The sequence below is a fragment of the Extensimonas vulgaris genome, from assembly GCF_003337425.1.
Lineage (GTDB): Bacteria > Pseudomonadota > Gammaproteobacteria > Burkholderiales > Burkholderiaceae_C > Extensimonas > Extensimonas vulgaris.
Genome location: NZ_QPJU01000002.1, coordinates 360633 through 383618 on the forward strand (window position 1 = coordinate 360633; position 22986 = coordinate 383618).

General features: G+C 65.8%; 22 protein-coding genes. 18 read left to right on the forward strand and 4 right to left on the reverse strand.

All coding sequences use genetic code 11. The annotated features are described in order from the left end of the window. The first annotated feature begins 36 nt into the window (after window positions 1-36). The 8 genes from DFR45_RS04575 to DFR45_RS04610 all read left to right on the forward strand — a co-directional run bounded on the left by DFR45_RS04575 (window position 37) and on the right by DFR45_RS04610 (window position 10060). Complete coding sequence (locus DFR45_RS04575; protein ID WP_114482504.1) at window positions 37-834, forward strand: cytochrome C assembly family protein; 798 nt, start codon at window positions 37-39, stop codon at window positions 832-834. Then, window positions 831-1070, forward strand: a complete 240-nt coding sequence (locus DFR45_RS04580) for a PP0621 family protein (protein ID WP_114482505.1) — start codon at window positions 831-833, stop codon at window positions 1068-1070. Before DFR45_RS04575 ends, DFR45_RS04580 begins: the two co-directional genes overlap by 4 nt. A gap of 2 nt (window positions 1071-1072) precedes the next feature. Further along, window positions 1073-2800: a sensor histidine kinase gene (locus DFR45_RS04585; RefSeq protein ID WP_114482699.1), complete on the forward strand. Its 1728-nt coding sequence runs from the start codon at window positions 1073-1075 to the stop codon at window positions 2798-2800. Window positions 2801-2810: 10 nt separating this feature from the next. Next, window positions 2811-4331, forward strand: coding sequence for a sigma-54-dependent transcriptional regulator (locus DFR45_RS04590; protein WP_114482506.1), 1521 nt, complete (start codon window positions 2811-2813; stop codon window positions 4329-4331). Further along, window positions 4318-4923, forward strand: coding sequence for a 1,6-anhydro-N-acetylmuramyl-L-alanine amidase AmpD (gene ampD, locus DFR45_RS04595; protein WP_114482507.1), 606 nt, complete (start codon window positions 4318-4320; stop codon window positions 4921-4923). Before DFR45_RS04590 ends, ampD begins: the two co-directional genes overlap by 14 nt. Before the next feature lie 181 nt (window positions 4924-5104). Then, window positions 5105-8017, forward strand: a complete 2913-nt coding sequence (locus DFR45_RS04600) for a ribonucleoside-diphosphate reductase subunit alpha (protein WP_114482508.1) — start codon at window positions 5105-5107, stop codon at window positions 8015-8017. A 113-nt stretch (window positions 8018-8130) separates the two neighbouring features. After that, complete coding sequence (locus DFR45_RS04605; protein WP_114482509.1) at window positions 8131-9324, forward strand: ribonucleotide-diphosphate reductase subunit beta; 1194 nt, start codon at window positions 8131-8133, stop codon at window positions 9322-9324. Between the two features lie 181 nt (window positions 9325-9505). After that, on the forward strand, window positions 9506-10060 hold the full coding sequence (locus DFR45_RS04610) for a histone (protein ID WP_114482510.1): 555 nt from the start codon (window positions 9506-9508) through the stop codon (window positions 10058-10060). 40 nt (window positions 10061-10100) lie between these two features. Here the strand turns inward: DFR45_RS04610 and DFR45_RS04615 are convergent, their stop codons facing one another. Then, the gene (locus tag DFR45_RS04615) at window positions 10101-11231 is read right to left on the reverse strand and encodes a sensor domain-containing diguanylate cyclase (protein ID WP_114482511.1); all 1131 of its coding nucleotides are present in this window, start codon (window positions 11229-11231) and stop codon (window positions 10101-10103) included. 29 nt (window positions 11232-11260) lie between these two features. Then, window positions 11261-12178 (reverse strand): phosphoribosylaminoimidazolesuccinocarboxamide synthase, encoded by a 918-nt coding sequence (locus tag DFR45_RS04620; protein ID WP_174564675.1) that lies wholly within the window; start codon window positions 12176-12178, stop codon window positions 11261-11263. 223 nt (window positions 12179-12401) lie between these two features. Here DFR45_RS04620 and hpf point away from each other — a divergent pair, with 223 nt between their 5' ends. From hpf to hprK, 3 genes are all read left to right on the forward strand, one after another. Beyond that, entirely contained in the window at window positions 12402-12737 is a 336-nt protein-coding gene (gene hpf / locus DFR45_RS04625; protein ID WP_114482513.1) for a ribosome hibernation-promoting factor, HPF/YfiA family, read from the forward strand. A 103-nt stretch (window positions 12738-12840) separates the two neighbouring features. Continuing rightward, window positions 12841-13308, forward strand: coding sequence for a PTS sugar transporter subunit IIA (locus tag DFR45_RS04630; RefSeq protein WP_114482514.1), 468 nt, complete (start codon window positions 12841-12843; stop codon window positions 13306-13308). 10 nt (window positions 13309-13318) lie between these two features. After that, on the forward strand, window positions 13319-14281 hold the full coding sequence (hprK, locus tag DFR45_RS04635) for an HPr(Ser) kinase/phosphatase (RefSeq protein ID WP_114482515.1): 963 nt from the start codon (window positions 13319-13321) through the stop codon (window positions 14279-14281). Between the two features lie 21 nt (window positions 14282-14302). On the opposite strand, the gene fur is transcribed toward hprK, so the two are convergent. After that, window positions 14303-14734 (reverse strand): ferric iron uptake transcriptional regulator, encoded by a 432-nt coding sequence (gene fur, locus DFR45_RS04640; RefSeq protein WP_114482516.1) that lies wholly within the window; start codon window positions 14732-14734, stop codon window positions 14303-14305. Between the two features lie 73 nt (window positions 14735-14807). Between fur and DFR45_RS04645 the strand changes: the two genes are divergently transcribed. From DFR45_RS04645 to holA, 7 genes are all read left to right on the forward strand, one after another. Beyond that, window positions 14808-15404 (forward strand): outer membrane protein assembly factor BamE, encoded by a 597-nt coding sequence (locus DFR45_RS04645; protein WP_114482517.1) that lies wholly within the window; start codon window positions 14808-14810, stop codon window positions 15402-15404. Between the two features lie 52 nt (window positions 15405-15456). After that, entirely contained in the window at window positions 15457-16290 is an 834-nt protein-coding gene (gene dapB / locus DFR45_RS04650; protein WP_114482518.1) for a 4-hydroxy-tetrahydrodipicolinate reductase, read from the forward strand. 16 nt (window positions 16291-16306) lie between these two features. Continuing rightward, window positions 16307-17017 (forward strand): MotA/TolQ/ExbB proton channel family protein, encoded by a 711-nt coding sequence (locus DFR45_RS04655; protein ID WP_114482519.1) that lies wholly within the window; start codon window positions 16307-16309, stop codon window positions 17015-17017. A 12-nt stretch (window positions 17018-17029) separates the two neighbouring features. Further along, the gene (locus tag DFR45_RS04660; RefSeq protein WP_114482520.1) at window positions 17030-17455 is read left to right on the forward strand and encodes an ExbD/TolR family protein; all 426 of its coding nucleotides are present in this window, start codon (window positions 17030-17032) and stop codon (window positions 17453-17455) included. Between the two features lie 104 nt (window positions 17456-17559). Next, window positions 17560-20265: a leucine--tRNA ligase gene (gene leuS, locus DFR45_RS04665; RefSeq protein ID WP_114482521.1), complete on the forward strand. Its 2706-nt coding sequence runs from the start codon at window positions 17560-17562 to the stop codon at window positions 20263-20265. A gap of 5 nt (window positions 20266-20270) precedes the next feature. Then, complete coding sequence (locus DFR45_RS04670) at window positions 20271-20873, forward strand: LPS-assembly lipoprotein LptE (RefSeq protein ID WP_114482522.1); 603 nt, start codon at window positions 20271-20273, stop codon at window positions 20871-20873. 235 nt (window positions 20874-21108) lie between these two features. Beyond that, a complete protein-coding gene (gene holA / locus DFR45_RS04675; protein ID WP_114482523.1) occupies window positions 21109-22164 on the forward strand; it encodes a DNA polymerase III subunit delta in 1056 nt (351 codons plus the stop codon). Window positions 22165-22308: 144 nt separating this feature from the next. Here the strand turns inward: holA and DFR45_RS04680 are convergent, their stop codons facing one another. Beyond that, window positions 22309-22875 carry a MarR family winged helix-turn-helix transcriptional regulator gene (locus DFR45_RS04680; protein WP_114482524.1) on the reverse strand — a complete coding sequence of 189 codons (567 nt, stop codon included), beginning with the start codon at window positions 22873-22875 and terminating at the stop codon, window positions 22309-22311. Between the last annotated feature and the right edge of the window lie 111 nt (window positions 22876-22986).

The following is a 22986-nucleotide window of genomic DNA, read 5'->3' on the forward strand; positions in this document are numbered from 1 at the left end:
GCGTTTTGACGAGCGCCGCGGGATAAACTGCGGCCCATGATTTTACCGAGTGCCTCTCCGATCGGCTGGCTGCTCGCGCTCGCGGCAGCGCTGGCCTACGCTGCGCCGGCGCTCGCAGCCGCGCGCCTGCGCGAGGGTTGGGCGCGCCGCGCCCTGCGCCTGGCCTGGGTGCTGCACGCCGGGGCGCTCGGCTGGGGGTTGTGGGGCGAGGCGCCGCGCTTTGGCTTTGCGCCGGCGCTGTCGATGACTGCCTGGCTCGCGCTCACGGTGTACGCCATCGAACGCCAGCAGTTTCCGCAGCTGCGCGCGCGCTGGGCGCTGGCGCTGCTGGCGGCGCTGGCCTTGCTGCTCGCGCAGGTGTTTCCGGGCCAGCCGCTGCACGCCACGGCCTCTGCCTGGCTGCCGCTGCATCTGGCGCTGGGCATCGCCTGCTATGGCCTGTTTGCCATCGCGGTGGTGCATGCCTGGCTCATGACGCGCGCCGAACGCCGCATTCGCTCGGGCCAAGACCCGGACAGCGGCATGCCGCTGCTCACGCTCGAGCGCCTGACGTTTCGCTTCGTCGCGGCAGGCTTCGTGCTGCTCACGGCCACGCTGCTCGCGGGCATGCTGTTTGGTGAGCAACTTTACGGGCGCGCCTGGCGCTGGGAACACAAGACGGTGTTCTCGCTGCTCTCCTGGCTCACCTTTGCCGTGCTGCTGCTCGGGCGCGCGCGCTTTGGCTGGCGCGGGCGCAGCGCCGTGCGTGTGCTCTACGCCGGTGCCGCGTTGCTGCTGCTGGCCTACGTGGGCTCGCGCTTCGTGCTCGAAGTCATCCTGCACCGCGGCGTATGAAGTACCTGCTCGTGCTTATCGTCGTGGCCGTGGGTGCGGCCTGGTGGCGCAGTCAACAGGCGCCCAGCGTGCGCTCCAAGCCCGCACCGCGGCGCGCGGCCCCTGAAGACATGGTGGCCTGCGCCCACTGCGGCGTGCACCTGCCGCGCTCCGAAGCCCTGCTGCAGGAGGGAAAGTTTTATTGTTCGACGGCGCACCTGCCGCGCCCTGCGCCCGCGCCTGCACGGCCGCGCTGACCATGGCTTTGCTCACCCTCTCGGCCCTGGACGACAAGCCTTTCGTGCGGTTGTGGCGCGGCTTTCTCACGGGGCGGGTCATGGTGGCGCTGGCCTTGCTGGTGCTGCAGATCTTGTGGCAGGCGCTCAACCACACCTCGGAGCCTGCCGCGCTGGCGATCTCTCTGGCCTATTTTGGCGCCGCGCTGGTGCTACGCATTTGGAAGCGAAATGCGCCGCCAACACCTGCCATAGGGCCACAATGGATGGTGAGCATCGGGATGGATCTGGCCGTCGTTTGTGCCCTGCAATGGCTGCAGGCAGGCGGGATGAACTACACGCCCTTGTTCGGCCTGCCCATCTTGCTCGCCGCCGTGCATGGCACGCTGCTGCTGGCGCTGGGGACGACGGCCGTCGTCAGCCTGCTGCTGCTCGCCTGGGCCTGGTGGCTTAATGCGCATGGCATTGGGGACGCGGCGCAAAACTACCTGCAAGGCGCGCTCGCCGGCATGGGCTATTTCATCGTCGCCTACCTCGCGCACGAGCTGGCCGCGCGCCTGGTGCGGGAGCAGCAGCACGCCCAGCAAAGCCTGATGACGGCGCAGCTGCAGTCCGAGGTCAGCGCGCTCGTGATCCAGAGTCTGGAGGAGGGCGTGCTGGTGCTCGATGCGCACGCCGACGTGCACATGGCCAACCCGGCCGCCCTGCTTTTGCTCGGAGGTAGGCACCCGACCGCCGTACCTTTCTCTCTGACAGACGACACGCGCAGCGCCGCCTGGCAGCCGCTGGTCGCACTGGCGCAGCGCAGCTTCGTACAAGGCCACGCGCAAGCCGCCGACGTCTATCTGCAGCACCCCGACGAAAGCCCCGTGGCGCTGCATGTGCGCACCTGGCTGACTCCATCGCGCACCGCCCCTGGCGCCCCCCCCCAGCCCGCTTTGACGGCGCGCGCCAACGAGCGCCTTTGCGTGATGTTTTTGCACGACCTGCGCGCCATGCAGGCGCGGCTGCGCACCGAAAAGCTCGCCGCGATGGGCCGCATGTCGGCGGCGGTGGCGCATGAAATCCGCAACCCGCTCGCAGCCATCACGCAGGCCAACGCGCTGCTCGAAGAAGACTTGCACGATCCGGCGCAACGGCGCCTTGCGCAGATGGTGCGCGAGAACGCCGAGCGGCTTGCGCGCATCGTCGAGGACGTGCTCGACATCGCGCGCGTGCAGCAACAGGCGCAACTCGCGCCCGACGCCACGCTGGCACTCGACGACTGCGTGGCGCGCATTTGCAGCGAATGGCAGGCGCAGGAGCCGGCCCGGCGCCGCGTCAATGTGGCCCTGCAGGCGGGGAATGTGCAGGTGGGGTTCGACACCGAGCACCTGCGCCGCGTGCTCTACAACCTGCTCGACAACGCGCTGCGCCACAAAAGTCCGGAGCCTGACGGGCTACAAGTAAGCACGCGCACCACACCCAGCGGCCAGGCCAGCCTGCAGGTCTGGAGCGACGGCGCACCGCTCGATCCATCGGTCGAGCGCCACTTGTTCGAGCCTTTTTTCTCGTCGCAAAGCCGCTCCAGCGGCCTGGGCCTTTATATTTGCCGCGAGCTGTGCCAGCGCCACGGCGCGAGCATCGGCTACCAGCGCCTGTCCCGGCCCACCCGCCGCGGCGATGTCGAAGGCAACGCCTTCACGGTCATCTTCCGCCCCACGGCCCAGTCCGCTGCCCCGGCTTCGCTGTTCGACACCTTCGTGGTTTGACTCTTTCCGTATGACCAGCCCCGCCTCCATCCTCGTCGTCGATGACGAACCCGACCTGCGCACCCTGTACGAGCTGACCTTGCTGCGCGAAGGCTACCGCGTGGAAACCGCCGCCACCTTGCAGGAAGCGCGCACGCAGCTGCAACGCCAGCGATTTGACGCCGTCATCACCGACATGCGCCTGCCCGACGGCTTTGGCATGGAGCTGCTGCAGGAAGTGCGTGCACAGCAAAGGTGCGAGCGCTGCGTGGTCATGACCGCTTACGGATCGGCCGAAAACGCCGTCGAGGCCCTGCGCGCGGGCGCGTTCGACTACCTCACCAAACCCGTCGATCTCAAGCAATTCCGTGCCGTCGTGGCCTCGGCGGTGCAAGGCATGGGCGGCGTGCCCGCGCCGCGCGCCGCGCGCAGCACATCCGAGCTGCACGCCGACAAGGGGACGGCAGAGGCCAGCGCCAAGGTCGCCCTGGCGCGGCTCGTCGGCGATTCGCCCGCGATGACCCAGGTCAAGCAGCGCATCGCCAAAGTCGCCAAAAGCATGGCGCCGGTGCTGATCCTGGGCGAATCGGGCACCGGCAAGGAGCTGGTGGCGCAGGCGCTGCACGCCTGCAGTCAGCGTGCCGACGGCCCGCTCGTTGCCGTCAATTGCGGCGCAATACCTGAGCACCTGCTCGAAGCGGAATTTTTCGGCGCGCGCAAGGGCTCCTACACCGGCGCCACGGCCGACCGCGAGGGCTACTTCCAGGCCGCGCGCGGCGGCACGCTGTTCCTCGACGAAATCGGCGAACTGCCGCTGGCCATGCAGTCCAAGCTGCTGCGCGCCATCCAGGAGCGCAGCGTGCGCCCGCTCGGCGCTACGCAGGAAGAGAGCGTGGACGTGCGCATCGTGAGCGCCACGCACCGCGACCTCGCAGCCGACGTGCAGGCCGGGCGCTTCCGGCAGGACTTGTATTACCGCCTGAACGTGATCGAAGTCCTGGTGCCGCCCTTGCGCGCGCGGCGCGAAGACCTGCCTGCGTTGTGCGCGGCGTTGCTTGCGCGCATCGCGCAGGAGAGCGGCGTCCCCGCACCGCGCCTGACCGAGCGGGCGCTCGCCGCACTGGTGCAGCACCCGCTCACGGGCAACGTGCGCGAGCTCGAAAACCTGCTGCACCGCGCGCTGGCGCTCAGCGACGGCCCCGAACTCGAACTCGAGGCGGCGCTCGGTTCCTCCCTTGCTACTCCTGCCACTGCAGCGCCCGGCGGCGCGGCACAAGCGGCTGGGGAGGCGGCAGGGGCAGGAGAGACGACAGAAGTCGCGCCGCCGAGCGCCACGCCACAAGAACTGCCCAAAGACCTGCAGGCCTGGCTCGACCGGCAGGAGCGCGACATTCTGGTGCGCGCCCTGCACGCATGCGGCTTCAACCGCACCGCAGCCGCCGCGCGCCTGGGTATCAGTCTGCGCCAGATGCGCTACCGCATCGACCGGTTGCAGATCGCGCTGCCTGGCGAGCCCGACATGCCGCAGGACGCACGCGATGCCCAAGACTGAGACGGCCACGCCGTGGCGGGCCGGCGGCCGGCATGTGGGCGCCCTCTGGCTCGCGTCGCCGCATTTCGGCCCTCGGCCGGCCGGAGCCGAGGTCAGTTTGATCGTGCTGCACTCGATCAGCCTGCCACCGGGCGAATACGGCACGCAGGCCGTGCAGCAGCTCTTCACCGGCACCCTTGACTGGGACGCACACCCCTACTTCCAGAGCATCCGCGGCCTCGAAGTGTCGGCGCATTTTTTCATAGCACGCACAGGGCGCCTGTGGCAGTTCGTCGATTGTGACCAGCGCGCCTGGCACGCGGGCGCTTCTAGCTATCAAGGCAGGAGCAACTGCAACGACTATTCGGTGGGCATAGAGCTCGAAGGACTCGAAGGCGGGCCCTTCGATTCGGCGCAGTATGAGGTCCTGGCCGGGCTGTGCCGCGACCTCGCCGGGCGTTACCCCATCACCCACGTGGCCGGTCACGAGCATGTCGCGCCCGGGCGCAAGCACGATCCTGGCGCCGGCTTCGACTGGGCACGTCTGCGAGCCGCGCTCGCCTGGCCAGCCGCGTGTTTTCCCTTCGCTGCGCAGCCGGCCCACCGAGGCTGAGGCGCAGCTCCCAATGGCCTCGTGCGCCCGGTGCGTACAAAAGCAAACGCTACCTGTAGCGTTTTTCATGACTTCAAAACACTAAATCTAGTGTTATAGTCACCGCCCGAAGCACTCGCCACGGCGCCCTGCGCGCCCCCCCCGCTTTCACGACCGTTCCCCAAAGGACGAGAGGACTCCCATGCAAGCTGCCATGCCATCTCCCGAGCCCCTTGGCTTTCCAGCCCCGCAAGGGCCAGCCGCCGCTGCAACGTCTGCCGGCGCCAGCGCCTTTGCGCACTACCAGATCATCCGCCGCAACGGCGCCGTCGTGCCTTTCGAGCCGCAAAAAATCGCCATCGCGATGATGAAAGCCTTTCTCGCGGTGCACGGCACGCAGGGTGCGGCCTCGGCCAGCGTGCGCGAAGTGGTCGATGGCCTGACGCAGGCCGTCACGCGCGCGCTGCTGCGCTCGCGCCCGGGCGGCGGCACCTTCCACATCGAAGACGTACAAGACCAGGTTGAACTCGGTCTGATGCGCGGCGGCCACCACGAGGTGGCGCGCGCCTACGTGCTCTACCGCGAGCGCCGTGCGCAGGAGCGCGCCCAGCAGGCGGCGCAGCAGGCGCCAGCGGCACCGCAGCTGCACGTGCTCGACGGCGGCGCGCGCGTGGCGCTCGACCTGCAGCGGCTCGAGTCGCTCATCGCCACGGCATGCCAGGGCCTGGGCGCGGACGTGCAGGCGCAGCCCATCGTCGTCGAGACCTTGCGCAACCTCTACGACGGCGTGCCCATGGACGAGGTCTACAAGGCCGCCATCCTCGCGGCGCGCACGCTGATCGAAAAAGACCCTGGCTACACCTACGCCACCGCGCGTCTGCTGCTGCACACCATCGTGCGCGAGGTGCTGGGGCGCGATGTCGCACCCGGCGAAATGGCGCAAAGCTACGTCGATTACTTTCCGCAGTTCATCCGCAAAGGCGTGGACAACGAGCTGCTCGACGAGCGCCTGCTGCAGTTCGACCTGCCGCGCCTGGCGGCCGCGCTGCGCCCCGAGCGCGACCTGAAGTTCGACTACCTGGGCTTGCAAACCCTGTACGACCGCTACTTTCTGCATGTGCGCAAGACGCGCATCGAGCTGCCGCAGGCCTTTTTCATGCGCGTGGCCATGGGGCTGGCGCTCAACGAGGTGGAGCGCGAAGCGCGCGCAATCGAGTTCTACGAAGTGCTGTCCAGCTTCGACTTCATGAGCAGCACGCCCACGCTGTTCAACAGCGGCACGCGGCGCTCGCAGCTCTCGAGCTGCTACCTGACCACGGTACCCGACGACCTCGACGGCATCTACGAAGCCATCAAGGAAAACGCCCTGCTGTCCAAATTTGCCGGCGGCCTGGGCAACGACTGGACGCGCGTGCGCGCCTTGGGCAGCCACATCAAGGGCACGAACGGCGAATCGCAAGGCGTGGTGCCCTTCCTCAAGGTGGTCAACGACACGGCCGTGGCCGTGAACCAGGGCGGCAAACGCAAGGGCGCCGTCTGCTGCTACCTCGAGACCTGGCACCTGGACATCGAGGAGTTCCTCGAGCTGCGCAAGAACACCGGCGACGACCGCCGCCGCACGCACGACATGAACACGGCCAACTGGATTCCCGACCTGTTCATGAAGCGCGTGCTGGAAAAGGGGCCATGGACGCTGTTCTCGCCTTCCGACGTGCCCGACCTGCACGACAAATTCGGCGCCGACTTCGAGGCTGCCTACGTGGCCTACGAAGAGAAGGCCGCGCGCGGCGAGATCAAACCCAGCAAGACCGTGCAGGCGGTCGATCTGTGGCGCAAGATGCTCAGCATGCTGTTCGAGACGGGCCACCCCTGGATCACCTTCAAGGACGCCTGCAACGTGCGCTCGCCCCAGCAGCATGTGGGCGTGGTGCACTCGTCCAACCTGTGTACCGAAATCACGCTCAACACCAGCGACAGCGAAACCGCGGTGTGCAACCTCGGCTCGGTCAACCTGCTGCAGCACCTCAAGGACGGCCCGCTCGATGCCAATGGCCAGCCCACCAAGGTGCTGGACCACGACAAGCTGCGCAAAACCGTGTCCGTGGCCATGCGCATGCTCGACAACGTGATCGACATCAACTACTACGCCGTGCGCAAGGCGCGCGACTCCAACCTGCGCCACCGCCCCGTGGGGCTGGGCGTGATGGGCTTTCAGGACGCGCTGTACGAGCTGCGCATCCCCTACGCCTCGCAAGAGGCGGTGGAATTCGCCGATGCTTCTATGGAAGCGCTGTGCTATTACGCTTACTGGGCTTCGAGCGAGCTCGCGCGCGAGCGCGGCAGGTATTCGAGCTACCAAGGCTCGCTCTGGGAGCGCGGCATCTTGCCCTTCGACACGCTGGACATGCTCGCGCAGTCGCGCGGCGGGCTCCTCGAAGTCGATCGCAGCATGCGCCTGGACTGGGACGCGCTGCGCCGCAAGATCGCACAGGACGGCATGCGCAACTCCAACTGCGTGGCCATCGCGCCCACGGCCACCATCAGCAACATCGTCGGCGTCGATGCCTCGATCGAGCCTTCGTTCGGCAACCTGTCGGTCAAGAGCAACCTCTCGGGTGAGTTCACCGTCATCAACGGCTACCTCGTGCGCGACCTCAAGCGCCTGGGCCTGTGGGACGACGTGATGGTGCTGGACCTCAAGCACTTCAAGGGTTCGCTGCACCCGATAGACCGCGTGCCGCCCGACCTGAAGGCGCTGTATTCCACCGCCTTCGAGATCGAGCCGCGCTGGCTGGTCGAAGCCGCCGCGCGCCGCCAGAAGTGGATCGACCAGGCGCAGAGCCTGAACATCTACATGGCCGGCGCCTCGGGCAAGAAGCTCGACGAAACCTACAAGCTCGCCTGGCTGCGCGGCCTCAAGACGACGTACTACCTGCGCACGCAAAGCGCCACGCACGTCGAGATGAGCACCGTGAACCGCCAGCAGCTCAATGCCGTGGGCACGGGCCAAGGCGGCGCGCCAGCGGCTTTTGCCACCGCCGCAACGCCCACACTGCCGGCGACGGACGTCAAGTTCTGCGCCATAGACGATCCGACCTGCGAAGCCTGCCAATAACCTGCGCTGCCGACACTCCAGACGCGCTCGAATGCAAAAAAACCTTGCCAGAACGCGCTGGAGTGCTTTTCATTTTGCAGCACTGCTTTCATAATCCTTGCACGGAAAAAACCATGCTGAATTGGGACGAAGAAACCACCCCCGCCGCATCTGTCGCACCGGGCATTGCACTGCCTCCCGGCGGTACTATGCTCGGCACGCAGTCGTTTCTTGCACCCCGCGCCCCCGAAAATGCGGCGGCCGCATTCGCCGCCCCCAGGCCCCAGGCCGCGGCGCAAAAAATGTCCGAGCGCCGTGTCAACGCCGCCGACAAGCGCATCATCAACGGCCAGACCGACGTCAACCAGCTCGTGCCCTTCAAATACAAATGGGCCTGGGAAAAATACCTCGCGACCTGCGCCAACCACTGGATGCCGCAAGAGGTCAACATGACGCGCGACATCGCGCTCTGGAAAGACCCGAACGGCCTGACCGAGGACGAGCGCCGCATCGTCAAGCGCAACCTGGGCTTCTTCGTCACCGCCGACAGCCTGGCCGCCAACAACATCGTGCTCGGCACCTACCGCCACATCACGGCGCCCGAATGCCGCCAGTTCCTGCTGCGCCAGGCCTTCGAAGAAGCCATCCACACGCACGCCTACCAGTACATCGTCGAGTCGCTGGGGCTCGACGAGGGCGAAATCTTCAACGCCTACCATGAAGTTCCCGCGATCCGCGCCAAGGACGAATTCCTGATCCCGTTCATCGACGCGATCATGGACCCGCATTTCCACACCGGCACGCCCGAGGCCGACCAGACCCTGCTCAAGAGCCTGATCGTCTTCGCCTGCCTGATGGAAGGGCTGTTCTTCTACGTCGGCTTCACGCAAATCCTGGCGCTGGGCCGGCAAAACAAAATGACTGGCGCGGCCGAGCAGTACCAATACATCCTGCGCGACGAGTCCATGCACTGCAACTTCGGCATCGACCTGATCAACCAGCTCAAGCTCGAGAACCCGCAGCTGTGGACGCCAGCGTTCAAAGCCGAGGTCAAGGAGCTCTTCCTCAAAGCGGTCGAGCTCGAATACCGCTACGCCGAAGACACCATGCCGCGTGGCGTGCTGGGCTTGAACGCCTCCATGTTCAAAGGCTATCTGCGTTACATCGCGAACCGCCGTGCCACGCAAATCGGCCTTGAACCCCTTTTCCCCAACGAAGAAAACCCCTTCCCCTGGATGAGCGAGATGATCGACCTCAAGAAGGAGCGCAATTTCTTCGAGACGCGGGTCATCGAATACCAGTCTGGAGGCGCACTCTCCTGGGATTGATCCTGTCAGGGTGCACGAAAGCCATGACCATGACCCCTGCCGCCCATTTGTTGTTCCCCCGGGGATCTGGCGAGGGGCTTTGCATGTTCATGCGCAAGGAGCCGAGCCTCATCTTCACGGACTGCCTCCGACCCAGCATTACGAGAGTGTGCCCACTGCAAATCGACCCAAGGAGAAACTGATGGCAACTGGCAAAAAATCGGCCGCATCCCCGGCCACGAAGAAAGCCGCGGCACCTGCAAAAAAGGCCGCCGCACCTGTGAAGGAGGCAAGCGCAGCGCCCGCGAAAAAGTCGGCCATAGCCCTGGCCACGAAGAAAGCCACAGCCGCCGCAAAAAAGGCAGCGGTACCCGCCAAGAAGGCCAGCACAGCACCCGCGAAAAAGGCTGCTGTACCTGCGACGAAGGCGGCCGCCCCCACCAAAAAAGTCGCTGCGGCTGCAAAGAAAGTGCAGGCGGCCGCACCTGCGACAGCCGCGGGTACCCCTGCGAAAAAAGTGGCGACCTCTGCAAAGAAAGCGGCTCCAGCCGCCAAGAAAGTCGCAACGCCCGCAAAGAAAGTGGCTGCCCCGGTAAAAAAAGCCGCTGCTCCTGCGAAACAAGCGGCGGTTCCCGCGAAGAAGGCTGCTGCGCCAGCAAAAAAACGCGCCAAAGCGGTTCCTTCAGCCGTTCCTGCGGCACAAACGACCCTGAATCCGCAAGTTGCGTGGCCCTTCCCGACCGGAAACAAACCCTGAGAGGCCACGGCGCCCGGGCTCCTGGGCCGGTCGGAGGCCCTCACTGCGCCAGGCTTGCCACTTCAATGCGGTTCCTGCCCGCGGCCTTGGCGCGGTACAGCGCTTGGTCGGCGCTGCGAATCAGCGCCTCAGCCGATTCGCCTTGCTGCGGGAACGTCGCGACGCCTGCAGACAAAGTCACCGCAATCGACACCGCTCCGGCTTGCAGTGGCTGCGCGGCAAAGCTCGTGCGGTACTGCTGTGCGCGCTCCAGTGCCGCTGCCAGTGGCATTTCGGGGCACAGCAACAAGAATTCTTCGCCACCATAGCGACAGACGACGTCGGCCGCGCGCGCGTGCTCGCGCAGCAGCTGGGCAAGGTGCACGATGACGGCATCGCCCGCCTGATGACCGAAGGCGTCATTGATGCGCTTGAAGTGGTCTATGTCTACGAGCAGGATGCTCAGCGGCAGCCCCGAACGCGCGCAGCGCGACAGCTCGCGCGCCATGGCATCCCCGAGGTAGCGGCGGTTGAACAGGCCGGTGAGCGGGTCCTGCGTCGATTGCTCCTGCAGCTGCTGCTGTAGCGCCATGACTTCATCCATCTTGGCGCGCAACTGCTGGCGCGTCTGGAAAAGCATCACTGAGCGGGCATAGGCGTCCTTGGCCACGACCAGCAGGTACAGCGACAGCGTGGCAATGCTCAGGCTGGTCGTCAGCGTCCCCGTAGCGGGTTCGGCATGCAGGCCGAACACTGCCGCCCCCACCAGCGTGCCGCAGGCGATGACCGCCGCAGCCAGCAAGGCCCCTGCGGCGCCGCGGAACACCGTCATGTTGATGCCCGCGCAGATGAACAGCGTGAAGCTGATCCAGAGCGGGAACTTCAGCGCCGCCATCCAGATGCCGAACATCAGCCCGTCGAGCAGCATGTTGCCGAGTTCGGTGCGCAACTGGTTTTTCGAACGTGCCGCGACGAAATACACCACGTGGGGATAGACCAGAAACTGCAGGCACAGCAGCATCCAGGCCACCGGGCCATAGCCGCGCTCCCACATGTGGGATGCGAGCATCAACAGCACCCAGACGAAAGACATCGTGCGGTTGCGGTGGTTCATGCGCACGACCCAGTGCACAGAGCGGGTCATGCTGTCGGATACGGGCGCTTTGCTGCCTGCGGTGCTGAGAATGTTCATCGGTATCTCCACGCCCGTGATCCTTGCGATCAACCCATGAGCCGCTGCAACGCCTCGCGGTATTTTTCGGCGGTCTTTTCGATCACCTCGCGCGGCAGGCGGGGCGGGGGTGGCGTTTTGTTCCACGGCTTGCCATCGATTTGCGCGTGCTCGAGCCAATCGCGCAAAAATTGCTTGTCGAAACTCGGCGGGTTTGCGCCGGCCGCCAAGGCCTCCTCATAGCCTTCGACGGGCCAATAGCGTGAGCTGTCAGGCGTGAGTACCTCGTCCATCAGCACCAGGCTGCCATCGGCCGCAAGACCGAACTCGAACTTGGTGTCGGCGATGATCAGGCCCCGCGTGAGCGCAAACTGTGCTGCGCTGCGATACAGGGCGAGGCTCAGATCGCGAATGCGTGCCGCGCGTTCGGGCCCCACCATTTGCACCGTGCGCTCGTAGGTGATGTTCTCGTCGTGCGCGCCCACCGCTGCTTTGGCCGCAGGGGTGTAAATGGGCTCAGGCAAGCGCGCGGCATTCGAGAGACCCGCGGGCAGCGGCACGCCACAGACCGTTTGCGTGGCCTGGTATTCCTGCCAGCCGCTGCCGGCCAGATAACCGCGCACGACGGCTTCTATGGGCACGGGGTGCAGGCGTCGCACGAGCATGGAGCGGCCGCGCACCTGCTCGACCTCATCGGGCTGCACCACGCTCTCGGGCGTTTCGCCGGTCAGATGGTTGGGGCAGATCGCTTGCAGCTTGTCGAACCAGAACAAGGCCATCTGCGTCAGCAGCACCCCTTTGCCCGGAATCGGGTCGTCCATGATCACATCGAATGCCGAAATCCGGTCGGTTGCGACCATGAGGATGCGGTCCGTGCCGACAGCGTAGTTGTCCCGCACCTTGCCGCGCGCCAGCAGCGGCAGCGAATGCAAATGGGAGGTATGCAGGGCGGGTGGGCTCGACGGCATCATAGGGAAAGTGAAGAAAGGCGAGAAAGGCGAAAGATCGATTCTACGTTCCAGGCCGGCGGGCAATGTGCAGTCGTTTCCTGTTCAGCGCAAGGGATGTACGACGCCATATTGCTTTTCATGGCATACCGGCGCATAGTGAAACTGCTTTCGTTGCTGCGTGGCCTCGCTGCGGGGCTGCGCTCCTTTCCCTCGAAGCCTTAGGAACTTAGGAGACTTTCCCATGAACCTGACGATCAGCGGTCACCACCTCGAAGTCACGCCTGCGCTTCGCAATTACGTCATCAGCAAGCTGGAGCGCGTCACGCGCCACTTCGACCAAGTGGTCGACATCAAAGTGCTTCTTACCGTGGAAAAGCAAAAAGAGAAAGAAAAGCGCCAGCGCGCCGAGTGCAATATCCACGTCAAGGGTTGCGACTTGTTCGCAGAAAGCGCCCATGCCGATCTCTATGCGGCCGTGGACGAGCTGATGGACAAAATGGATCGGCAGGTCGTGCGCCACAAAGACCGGGTGCAAAATCACCACCACGAACCTGTGAAACGTGAACTTCAGGCCTGACCTTCGGCTGTCGCTTGCAGCGCAGCCGCAACCGCCTTCGGGCGGTTTTTGCTGCGCTACCTGGGAAGGGTTGTAACCAGTGCATAATCGCCCACTCATTGCCATGAACCGACTCGCCGCTATCTTGCCCGTGACACAAGTGCTCGTGGGCGTCGATGCTACAAGCAAAAAGCGTGCCTTTGAAGAGGCCGGGCTTTTGTTCGAAAGTCAGCAGGGTCTGTCGCGTGCGCTGATTACCGACAGTTTGTTTGCGCGCGAACGCCTTGGTTCGACCGGGCTGGGCCACGGCGTGGCGATCCCGCATGGCCGCATCAAGGGGCTCAAAGCGCCCATGGCAGCGGTGTTTCAGCTGCAAAAGCCGATTGGCTTTGACGCGCCGGACGAGCAGCCCGTGAGCCTTTTGATTTTTTTGCTCGTACCCGAAGCTGCGACGCAAAAGCATTTGCAGATCCTCTCCGAGATTGCGGAATTGCTCAGCGACGCGAACTTACGGGAAAAGCTCAAGACCTCCACGGATGCCGCCGAATTGCACGACCTGATCGCCCGCTGGCAGTCGGCCCAGCCCGTCTGAATCGGATGCCATGAAACCCCACGCCATTAGCGCGGACGTCTTGTTCGAGGAGTTTCGCAGCACCTTGAAGTGGGAGTGGCTCGCTGGCCTGGGTGCTTCCGAGCGGCGCTTCGATGAGGAGGTCGTGCGTGCAGCACACTCGGGCGCCGATTTGGTCGGTCACCTCAATTACATCCATCCCTATCGGGTGCAAGTCCTGGGCGCGCGTGAGATCGCCTACCTCACCAACGCCACGCCTGAAGATTGCAAGCGCCGCATTGCGCGCATCGTGACGCTGGAGCCGCCTGTGTTGATACTGGCCGACGGCCAAGTGGCGCCGGACGCATTGATCTCGATGTGCGAGCGTGCCCAAATTCCGATGTTTGCCACGCGCGAATCCTCGGCTTTCGTGATCGACGTGCTGCGCGCATATTTGTCCAAATACTTCGCAGAGCGCACCACCATGCACGGCGTGTTCATGGACATTCTGGGCCTGGGCGTGCTGATCACGGGGGAGTCGGGCCTGGGCAAGAGCGAACTCGGGCTCGAGCTGATTTCGCGTGGCAATGGCCTCGTGGCCGACGATGCGGTGGACTTGTACCGCATCAACCAGGCCACGATCGAGGGTCGCTGCCCTGAACTGCTGCAAAACCTGCTCGAAGTTCGCGGCATTGGCTTGCTCGACATTCGCGCGATCTTTGGCGAAGCTGCCGTGCGCCGCAAGATGCGCTTGCGCCTCATCGTGCACCTGGTGCGCAAGGAAACGATGGAGCGCGAGTACGAGCGTTTGCCTCACGAGCCGCTCATGCAGGATGTGCTGGGCGTGCCGATCCGCAAGGTGGTGATCCAGGTGGTTGCCGGGCGCAACATGGCCGTGCTCGTCGAGGCCGCAGTGCGCAACACCATTTTGCAGATGCGCGGTATCAATACCTATCAGGAGTTCGTTGCGCGCCATCGCCGGGCGATGTTGGGTGAAGCCGCGCAGACGGAGTGAATCTCGGCGTACCGCGCGCGCTCAATCCGTGTGCGTTTGCTTTTGGGCGCAACTGGCACACTGCCCATACAGGGCGAGCGTATGGTCTAGCACGCGCCAGCCCTTGGCTTTGGCAATCGCTTGCTGGCGCCGCTCGATCTCGGGGTCGTAAAACTCCTCGACCTTGCCGCACGAGGTGCAGACGAAGTGGTCGTGGTGCTGGCCTTCGTTGATTTCGTAAATCGCCTTGCCGCTTTCGAAATTGCTGCGGATCAGGATGCCCGCCTGCTCGAACTGCATCAGCACGCGATAGACCGTCGCCAAGCCTATGTCGGAGCGCTCTTCGAGCAACACGCGATAGACGTCTTCGGCGGTCATGTGGCGTTGGCTGCCACGCTGGAAGATCTCCAAAATCTTCAGCCGCGGTAAAGTGGCCTTGAGGCCGGTGCTCTTGAGTTCGTCGATGTTGGCCATGGGATTGGTTGATGGGCGGGCCTGCGTGGCCCAACCGCTACAATGACTCGATCATATCCCGCGTGCTCTTTCCATGTCCGTCAATGCCCATCGCAGTGCCCGCCTGGGCCGGTTCGTCTTGCTCGCCGTCACCTTGGCCGCGGGCGGGTGCAATAGCCTGAACAATGCCACGAACAGCCTGGCCGGCATGGTCACCCCTTACCGCGTGGAAGTGGTGCAGGGCAATTTCGTTTCGCGCGAGCAGGTCGAGGCCCTGCAGCCCGGCATGAGCCGCGAGCAGGTGCGCGAAATTCTCGGGACGCCCTTGGTCACGAGTTTGTTCCACGCGAACCGCTGGGACTACGTGTTCACGATCAAGCGCCCCGGTGAGCAACCGCAAACGCGCAGGCTGACGGTGTTTTTCGAAAACGACGTGCTGCAGCGCTACGAGGGCGATCCCATGCCTTCGGAAACCGAGTTCGTCGCATCGTTGGGCAAGCAGTCCAAGCCTGGCAAAGTGCCGCCGCTCGAAGCCACGCCGGAGCAGCTCGCGCGCTATCCGGCGCCGCCGCGCACGGCGGCCTCCGAACCGGCGGCCGAGGATGCTGCAGCCCCGCCCGGCGCCGCCGCATCGGCCTCCAGCGATGCGCCACCCGTGAGCTACCCGCCGCTCGAATCCTCGCTGCACTGACAAGCTGCTGCGCCCGAAAGGCCGCCCGTCTCCATTTGCTCGCTTGCTTCTCATGACATCTCCTTCCGCTCCTCCATCCACCGCGCAACCTTGCCGCATCACCGTCGCCGGCGCCTCGGGCCGCATGGGCCGCATGCTGATCGAGGCCGTGCGAGCCAGCAGCGACTGCGTCCTCGCAGGTGCGCTCGACCAGCGTGGCAGCCCGGCCGTGGGCACCGACGCAGCGGCCTTCCTGGGTCAAAGCAGCGGTGTGCTGATCACCGACGACCTGCAGGCCGGCTTGCAAGGCGCCGATGTGCTGATCGACTTCACGCGCCCTGAGGGCACGCTCGCGCACCTCGCGGTGTGCAGCGCGCTGGGCGTGAAGGCGGTGATCGGCACCACGGGCTTCAGCGAGGCACAAAAGGCCGAAATCGCAGCCTATGCGCAGCGCACGGCGATCGTGTTTGCGCCCAACATGAGCGTGGGCGTGAACGTCACGCTCAAGCTGCTCGAGCTGGCCGCAAAAGCGCTGGCCACGGGCTACGACATCGAAATCATCGAAGCGCACCACCGCCACAAGGTCGATGCGCCCTCGGGCACGGCGCTGCAGATGGGCGAGGTCGTCGCCCGGGCGCTGGGGCGCAATCTGGCGGACTGCGCGGTCTATGAGCGCCACGGCGTGACGGGCGAGCGCGACCCTTCGAGCATAGGCTTTGCGACCATCCGCGGCGGCGACATCGTGGGCGACCACACGGTGCTGTTCGCAGGTACGGGCGAGCGCATCGAAATCACGCACAAGTCGTCGAGCCGCGCCACCTACGCGCAGGGCAGCCTGCGCGCGGCGCGCTTTGTGCTGACGCGCGAGCGCGGCCTGTTCGACATGGCCGACGTGCTGGGCCTGTAGGCGGCGGGCGTAGCGCATGTCCTTGCTCGCTTGGTGGCTCAAGGCGGACGCGCTCACGCAGCTTGCCGCACTGGTGCTGCTGGCCATGTCCGTCATGGGCTGGGTGGTGATCCTCTGGAAGGCGCGCCAGCTGCGCCGCGCGAGTGCCGACCTGCCGCGCTGCCTCGCGGCGTTCTGGCAGGCGCCCGATCTCGCCGCGGCGGCCCAAAGCCTAGAGCATTTCGACCGTGAGGCGCTCGTCCTGCCTATGGTGGTGGCTGCGAATTCGGTAGCAACGCAAACGGCCGACGGTTCGCTCGCCACGGCGGGGGCGCGCGCGCAGCGGCTCACGCGCGCGCTGCGCGACGCGCTGCATGGGGTGCTCACACGGCTGCAATGGGGCCAGGTGCTGCTGGCCACGGCGGGCGCCACGGCGCCGTTCGTCGGGCTGCTCGGCACGGTGTGGGGCATCCACCACGCGCTGCGCGTGCTGGCCCAGACCTCGAGCGCGCAGGTCACGCTCGCGCAACTCGCGGGCCCGGTGGGCGAAGCGCTGGTCATGACCGCGGCGGGCCTGGCGGTGGCGATTCCCGCCGTGCTCGCCTACAACGGCTTCGGCCGCGTGCTCGCGCGCATCGAGGCCGAGCTCGAAGGCTTTGCGCTCGACCTGCGCGAATTGCTCGCCGATGGCGGGCGCGGCGCGTCTGCGCCGGCAGCGTCCGCCGAAACCGCGCATTCGAACTTTTGAGGTGCCCGCACCATGCCCTTTGGCCGCCTCGAACGCCGCGCTGCGCCGCAGCCCATGAGCGAGATCAACATCACGCCCATGGTCGATGTGATGCTGGTGCTGGTGGTGATCCTCATCCTCACGGCGCCGCTGCTCGCGAGCGCCCTGCGCCTGGAGCTGCCGCGCGCGCAAGGCACCTCTACGACCGGCGCAGCGGCGCCTGCGGTCACGTTGGTGCTCGATCGCGCGGGGCAGGCTTATCTGGGCGACCAGCCGCTCACGCAGGCGCAACTGGCCGAGCGCCTTGCGCGCATTGGCGCCAGCCAGCCCGACACCGAAGTGCAGCTGCGCGCCGACGCCCGCGTGCCCTATGGCCGCGTGGTCGAAGTCATGGGCCTCGCGCACCAGGCGGGATTGCACCGCCTAGGCTTCGTGGCCGAGCCGCAACCGGCGCGCTGATGCGCCGCGGCGCCGTCGGCATCCAGCCAGAGAGGCCGCCCGAAGCCTAAGCCTAAAATCGGCGCGGCCGGGCCTGCGCAGGCCCCTTTTTTTCCTCCGCCCCCATGCAAGAAAAATACTCCCCCCAAGACATAGAGCGCCAAGCCCAGGCCGAATGGGCCGCGCGCGACGCCTACCGCGTGACCGAAGACGCAAGCAAGCCCAAGTTCTACGCCTGCTCCATGCTGCCCTACCCGAGCGGCAAGCTGCACATGGGCCACGTGCGCAACTACACCATCAACGACATGCTCACGCGCCAGCTGCGCATGAAGGGCTACAACGTGCTCATGCCCATGGGCTGGGACGCCTTCGGCCTGCCGGCGGAAAACGCGGCGCTGAAAAACGGCGTGCCGCCCGCCAAGTGGACGTACGACAACATCGCGTACATGAAGCGGCAGATGCAGGCCATGGGCCTGGCGATCGACTGGAGCCGCGAAATCGCCACCTGCGACGCGAGCTACTACAAGTGGAACCAATGGCTGTTTCTGAAGATGCTGGAAAAAGGCATCGCCTACCGCAAGACGCAGGTGGTGAACTGGGACCCGGTCGATCAAACCGTGCTCGCGAACGAGCAGGTGATCGACGGGCGCGGCTGGCGCACCGGTGCGCTCGTGGAAAAGCGTGAGATTCCGGGCTACTACCTCAAGATCACCGACTACGCTGAGGAGCTGCTCGACTACGTCACGGGCGACAAGCTGCCGGGCTGGCCCGAGCGCGTCAAGCTCATGCAGGAGAACTGGATCGGCAAGAGCGAGGGCGTGCGTTTTGCCTTTTTGCACGACATCCGCGGCGACGACGGCGCGCTCATTGGTGCGGGGCGCCTGTACGTGTTCACGACGCGCGCCGACACCATCATGGGCGTCACTTTCTGCGCCGTCGCGCCCGAGCACCCGTTGGCCACGCACGCCGCGCGTGGCAATCCCGCGCTCGCGGCCTTCATCGCAGAGTGCAAGACCGGCGGCAGCACCGAGGCCGAGCTCGCCACGCAGGAGAAAAAGGGCATGCCCACGGGCCTCACGGTGACGCATCCGCTCACGGGCGAGGCGCTGCCGCTGTGGGTGGGCAACTACGTGCTCATGGGCTATGGCGACGGCGCCGTGATGGGCGTGCCCGCGCACGACGAGCGTGATTTTGCGTTTGCGCGCAAGTACGGCATCCCGATCAAGCAGGTCGTGCAAGTGCCCGGCGAGCAGTTCGATCCTGCGCGCTGGCAGGACTGGTACGCCGACAAGCAGCGCGGCGTCACGGTCGATTCGGGCCCGTTCAGTGGCTTGTCATGCAAAGCTGCGGTCGATGCCGTGGCCGCCGCGCTCGCGGCCAAGGGCCTGGGCGAGAAGAAAACCACCTGGCGCCTGCGCGACTGGGGCATCAGCCGCCAGCGTTACTGGGGCACGCCGATTCCCATCATCCACTGCGAGACCTGCGGCGCCGTGCCCGTGCCCGAAAAAGACCTGCCCGTGGTGCTGCCGCAAGACCTCGTGCCCGACGGCAGCGGCAACCCGCTCGCCAAGTGCGAGGCGTTTTTGCGCGTCGCCTGCCCCTGCTGCGGCAAGCCCGCGCGGCGCGAGACCGACACCATGGACACCTTCGTGGACAGCTCCTGGTATTTCATGCGCTATTGCGACCCGCACAACGACCAGGCCATGGTGGCCGAGGGCGCGCGCTACTGGATGCCGATGGACCAATACATCGGCGGCATAGAGCACGCCATCCTGCACCTGCTGTACGCGCGCTTTTGGACCAAGGTCATGCGCGATTTCGGGCTGATCCAGATCGACGAGCCCTTCACGCGCCTGCTCACGCAAGGCATGGTGCTCAACCACATCTATAGCCGGCGCAATGAAAAAGGCGGCAAGGAATACTTCTGGCCGCAGGACGTGGAGCAGGTGTTCGATGAGCACGGCAAGGTCGTGGGCGCGCGCCTCAAGCACGCCGTGGGCGACCTGCCCGCAGGCACGCCCATAGACTACGAGGGCGTGGGCACCATGTCCAAGTCCAAGAACAACGGCGTCGATCCGCAGGACCTGATCGAAAAGTACGGCGCCGACACCGCGCGCCTGTACACCATGTTCACCGCGCCGCCCGAGGCCACGCTCGAATGGAACGACGCCGCCGTCGAAGGCAGCTACCGCTTTTTGCGCCGCGTGTGGCAATTCGGCGTGCAGCTCTCCACTATGAATATGGAAGCTGCCAGCGCTCTTGCAGCAAGCCTTGGCGGGCAAAAAGACTCCAAAGGCTTGCAGGACGTGCGCTTCGGCAAGCAGGCCCAGGCGCTGCGCCGCGAGGTGCACGGCGTGCTCAAGCAGGTCGATTACGACTACCAGCGCATGCAATACAACACCGTGGTCTCGGGCGCGATGAAGATGCTCAACGCGCTCGAGGACTTCCGCGCCGCTGCCGCGGCGGACGACGCCGGCGCGCAGATCGCGCTCGCGGAAGGCTTTGGCATCTTGCTGCGCTGCCTGTACCCGGCCACGCCGCACATCACGCACCATCTGTGGCAGGCGCTCGGCTACGCCAAGGCGTTCGGCGAGCTGCTCGACGCGCCCTGGCCGCAGGTCGATCCCGGCGCGCTGGTGCAGGACGAGGTCGAGCTCGTGCTGCAGATCAACGGCAAGCTGCGCGGCGCGATCCACGTGCCCGCGCAGGCCGACAAGGCGGCGATAGAGCAGATCGCGCTTGCGAGCGAAGCCTTCCAAAAGCACGCGCAAGGCGCTGCCGCGAAAAAAATCGTGGTCGTGCCGGGTCGGCTCGTGAACATCGTGGTCTGAACGCCATGCGCACGCTGCACTACCCGCCTCCTGCATCTACGGATGCGCCCACGGATGCGTCCGCTGTGCCGGCCGTGCCGAACCCGTCCAGACGGCGTCTGCTCGGCGGGGTCAGCACGCTCGCCGCCACGGTCGCGCCCGCACTCGCGCTCTCGGCCTGCGGCTTTCGGCTACGCGGCGTGCCGGAGTTCGACTTCCGTTCGCTCTACATCATGGCGCCGCCGGGCATGCCGCTCGCGCGCGAGCTCCAGCGCACCATCGAATCCTCGGGCAGCAAACTGCAGCTCATCACCGATCCGGCCGCGATGCCCACGGCCGACGTCATCCTCGAGCTGCCATCGGCACGGCAGGAGCGCGTCGTCGTGGGCCGCAACGCTTCGGGCGAGGTGCGCGAGCTCGAGTTGCGCCTGCGCGTGCAGTTCCGGCTGCGCACGCCCACGGGTGTGGAGCTGATCCCAACCACCGAGCTCCTGCAAAAGCGCGACATCAGCTACAGCGAATCGATCGCACTCGCCAAGGAGGCCGAAGAAGCGCTGCAGTTTCGTGCCATGCAGACCGACATCGTGCAGCAGCTCATGCGCCGGCTCGCGGCGGTGCGCATGCCGTGATGCTGCGTTTTGAGTAGCTGTCAGCGCTCGTATTTACTGGGCTAGTGCAGTGTTTGATGCTTGATGCGACAAATAAAACCGATGGATTTTTGGTCTGGGCAAGGCGCAAACCGCAGCGATACCGGGTGGTATCGCGAGGATTTGCAACGCGGCCCAGGCCGAAAAGACGCGGTTTTATGTCGCAGACAGCGTCGAACAATGCACTACAGGCCGATTCAGTTCTTGATTTTTTGCCATGCAGCTCGCCCTGAACCAGCTCGCCACCCACCTGCAAAAAGGCTTGCGTGCGCTCTACACGCTGCACGGTGACGAGCCGCTGCAGCTGCAGGAGGCGGCCGACGCCATCCGCGCCGCAGCGCGCGCGCGTGGCTACAGCGAGCGCAGCGTATTCACCGTGAGCGGTGCGCATTTCGACTGGAGCGGCGTGCTCGCCGCAGGCAACAGCCTGAGCCTGTTCGCCGACCGGCAGATCATCGAGCTGCGCATCCCCTCGGGCAAGCCCGGCAAGGAGGGCGCTGCGGCCTTGCAGGAGCTCGCTGCCGCAGCGCAGGATGGCGGCGGCACGCTCACGCTCGTGCACCTGCCGCGGCTGGACAAGGCCGGCAAGAGCACGGCGTGGTTCGGTGCATTGGATGCGCACGGCGTCACCGTGCAGATCGAGCCCATCGCGCGCGCCGCGCTGCCGCAATGGATAGCGCAGCGCCTGCAGCAGCAGGGCCAGCGCGTGGCCGCGGGCGAGGCGGGGCAGCGCACGCTGCAGCTCTTTGCCGACCGCGTCGAGGGCAACCTGCTCGCTGCGCACCAGGAGGTGCAAAAGCTCGCCTTGCTCTACCCGCCGGGCGAGCTCACGCTCGCGCAGGTGCAGGAGGCCGTGTTCAACGTCGCGCGCTACGACGTATTCCAGCTCTCCGAGGCCGTGCTCGGCGGCCAGCCGGCGCGCGTGCAGCGCCTGCTCGACGGCCTGCAGGCCGAAGGCGAGGCCGAGGTGCTCGTGCACTGGGCGCTGGCCGAAGACATCCGCGCATTGCACCGCGCCAAAGCTGCGCTGAACGCCGGCCGCCCCTTGCCCATGGTGCTGCGCGAGCAGCGCATCTGGGGCCCCAAGGAGCGCCTGTTCGAACGCCTGCTGCCGCGCCTGAACGAAGCCACGCTCGCGCAGCTGCTGCAAGCCGCGCATGTCGTCGATGGCATCGTCAAGGGCCTGCCGCAGCCCGACTGGCCCAACGACGGCTGGCAGGCATTGCAGCGCCTGGCGCAGCAGGTGTGCATGCTCGCGCAGGGTGCGCGCTAGGCTTTTGTCGAACTTGGAATCCAGCCCGCACACTGTCTGCGGCCCTCAAGGCGTCTCTGGCAGCCTGTCGGACTTTGGGCGTCGATAGCGAGAATGTGCCCCAGCGAGGCCAGTTTTTGCCGGATTCGCCGCCCCATAGCGGGACTATGGGGCAAGAAGACGGTAAAAAATGGGCCGCTGCGGCGCATTCGCAGCCGACGATTCCAAAGTCCGACAGGCTGCTAGCCCCTGCGCGTAGGCCTCCAGCCCCAATGCCACCACGGTCGCCACTTCGGGGCCGACCTCGGCGCGGAATTCGGCCTCGGCCTGCGCCACGGCGTCGCGAAAGGCCTGCAGCCACGCGAGCCCCGTGGGCGTGAAGTGCACGCGCCGAGCGCGCGCGTCGTGCGCGTCGGCGCAGCGCGTGACCAGACCCCAAGCCTCGCACTGATCGACCAGCGCCGCCATGGCCTGCTTGCTCATGCCTGCGCGCGCGGCCAGGTCGGTCAGGCGGTCGCCCTGCAGGCGCAGATGGCGCGTGATGTGGATGTGCGCGGCCGACACCTGGTTGCGTGCCGCGAGGTTGGACAGCGCGAGCGGCACCTCGACGTTGTGCGCCATCAACTCCAGCACGCGCGCATCGAAGCGGCGCAGCGCATGGCCGAGCAAGCGGCCCAGGTGCGTCTGGCGCCAGGCGTCGTCGGCAGCAGTCGGCAGAGGTATTTCGCTCATGGCAATTCGTCAATCAAACTGACTAAATTATCTGCCAAATTCACGCATTGCGCGCATAAACTACTGTGCAAGTATCCAGTTTTCCCTGCGGGCAGCACAGGAGTTCCGCGC